The sequence below is a fragment of the Wolbachia endosymbiont of Drosophila seguyi genome (genome assembly GCF_028981765.1).
Lineage (GTDB): Bacteria > Pseudomonadota > Alphaproteobacteria > Rickettsiales > Anaplasmataceae > Wolbachia > Wolbachia pipientis.
Genome location: NZ_JAPQLM010000098.1, coordinates 1 through 2,423 on the forward strand (window position 1 = coordinate 1; position 2,423 = coordinate 2,423).

Consider the following 2,423-nt stretch of genomic DNA (forward strand, 5'->3'; position numbering starts at 1 on the left):
CTATCCATTTTTTAAGTTGGCGTTTTTTTATGTTTTAAACGCTTTATAAGCGCGTTTCAGCTTATGTAGGTAGAAGTTTGATAAAGACATAAGGTGCACATAGTGCAAAAAATTAAACATGAGACGCCAGATACGTGAGTTTTTTTGTCATTTAATCTGTACAGAGAAGATAAATAAATAGCTTCAATTTTATGATAAGAGGGCTGGCGAAGCTTGTCAAGTAATCTTTTGCATTTAACCCGTTTCTATGGGTAAAACAATCTGCATACCACTTAGCTAACATGAGTTTTGTTTTGACTTTTTGTGCTAATTTTGCAGAATATTAAGATTATCATTTAAATAAAATACATGACGAAAGAGGATTGGGAAGCGGTAATTGGGCTTGAGGTGCATGCTCAAGTTTCTTCTAATACGAAGCTATTTTCTAGCTCATCAACGGAATTTGGTGCTGAGCATAACACTCAAGTTTCTCTAGTTGATGCGGCAATGCCAGGTACGCTGCCAATACTAAATTATTACTGCATAGAGCAAGCAATACGCACTGGTCTTGCACTTTCTGCAGAAATTAATAAGTATTCTTACTTTGATCGGAAAAATTATTTTTATCCTGATTTACCGCAAGGTTACCAGATAACCCAGTTTTTTGAGCCAATAGTTAAAAATGGTAGAGTATTTATCAACGACAATGAAAAGGAAATAAGAATTGCGAGAATTCATTTAGAGCAAGATGCAGGAAAGAGCGTTCATGAGGAAAGCAAAACTTATGTAGATTTAAATCGTGCAGGGGTTGCTTTAATGGAAATTGTTTCAGAACCAGATCTCCGTTCATCTGCGGAAGCTGCAGAATGCATGAAAAAATTGAGGCAGATTTTGCGTTACATTGGTTCGTGTGATGGTGATATGGAAAAGGGATCACTTCGTTGTGATGCAAATGTTTCTGTCCGCCTAAAAGGCAGTAGTACATTTGGCACTCGTTGTGAAATAAAAAATCTGAACTCGATACGTTATATTGTGCAAGCTATAGACTATGAAATACAAAGACAAATTGAAATTTTAGAAAGTGGAGAAGAAATAAGTCAAGATACCTTATTGTTTGACGTTGCTTCGGGAAAAACAAAAGTGATGAGAAGCAAAGAGGATGCAAGCGATTATAGATACTTCCCTGAGCCTGATTTATTACCTGTTGAGGTAAGCCAGGATAAAATTGATTTAATTCAATCATCTTTGCCCGAGTTGCCAGATCAAAAAAAGCTGCGATACATTGAGGAATTGGGTATCAATGAATACGATGCAAACGTCATTACCTCCGATAAAGCAATTGCTGATTATTTTGAGGAATTGATAAAAAAACATGATTCAAAGCTCGCCGTTACCTGGTTAACCGTAGAGCTTTTTGGTCGTTTGAATAAAGCAGGTATTGATATTGTGAGCTCCCCAATCAAAGCAAATGCTTTGTCCGAACTCTTAGATTTTATCGTTGATGGAACAATCTCTGCTAAACTTGGCAAGCAGGTATTCGATAGTATGTTTGAAACTGGCAAACCTGCATCTTTAATTATAGAAGAGCAAGGCCTAAAACAAATAACCGATAGAGGTCAAATATCAGAAGTTATCGACAAAATCATCAATAACAACCAAGATAAAGTTCAAGAATACAAAAGCGGTAAAACAAAGTTATACGGATTCTTTGTCGGCGAAGTTATGAAACTTACCAAGGGAAAAGCCAGCCCTGATGTCGTGAATTCAATTTTGAGTGAAAGATTAAGTAATTAGTCACATTTTTTTATTTACATAACAGCACATCTCGTAGATATTCTCAGATTTACGCTACGATATCTGTATATCATGACATATAACTTTTTTACCATTTGTTGGTACTATTTTTAAAATTATGTGAGGTTGAGGATGCTTGAAGATCATCCTGTTTAGGGGGCAAAATGTTCTCGCCATGGTATTGACTATCAAGAGTTGTGGCTCATATTATTTCTCATGCGTGTGATGGATAAAAAATGTCCTTTCCGCTTAGCTACAGAATTGAAGTCAGCTGCAGGCTTTGATGATGTTGTTCTCCAATGTAAGCAAAATAAAACAACAATACATAGGTTTGTGCAAGTCAAACACAAACAAGATGGAACTGAAAAAATCAGTGTAGGTAGCTTATTAACAAAGAGTGGTGAGTTTAATTTGTTGAAATACTTTATTGCTTATTTAAAGATCAAAAGTAATGGAAAGTTTAAGGGTGAGATGAAGTATTTTGCTATTGTTACGAATATTGATTTTGATTTCACAGATTCAGCACAACATGAAGTGAGAAAGCTGAGAATGATGTCGAGTGGAAAGAATAAAGAAAAGGAAATTTCAGTTATAAGAATAGACACACAAGATGAGTTTCTGGATGTAGGTGATGGTGTAAGATATAAATT

1 protein-coding gene and 1 pseudogene are annotated in these 2,423 nt (G+C 35.3%); both read left to right on the top strand.

Annotation, left to right across the window (positions count from 1 at the left end):
• Positions 1 to 348: 348 nt before the first annotated feature.
• Complete coding sequence (gene gatB / locus OZD62_RS02165) at positions 349 to 1,773, top strand: Asp-tRNA(Asn)/Glu-tRNA(Gln) amidotransferase subunit GatB (protein WP_010962393.1); 1,425 nt, start codon at positions 349 to 351, stop codon at positions 1,771 to 1,773.
• A gap of 261 nt (positions 1,774 to 2,034) precedes the next feature.
• Positions 2,035 to 2,423 (top strand): annotated as a pseudogene (locus OZD62_RS02170) (ankyrin repeat domain-containing protein); the annotation flags it as partial.

Coding starts and splice junctions, on each gene's coding strand:
- gatB (WP_010962393.1), top strand. CDS start 349: ATGACGAAAGAGGATTGGGAAGCGGTAATTGGGCTTGAGGTGCATGCT.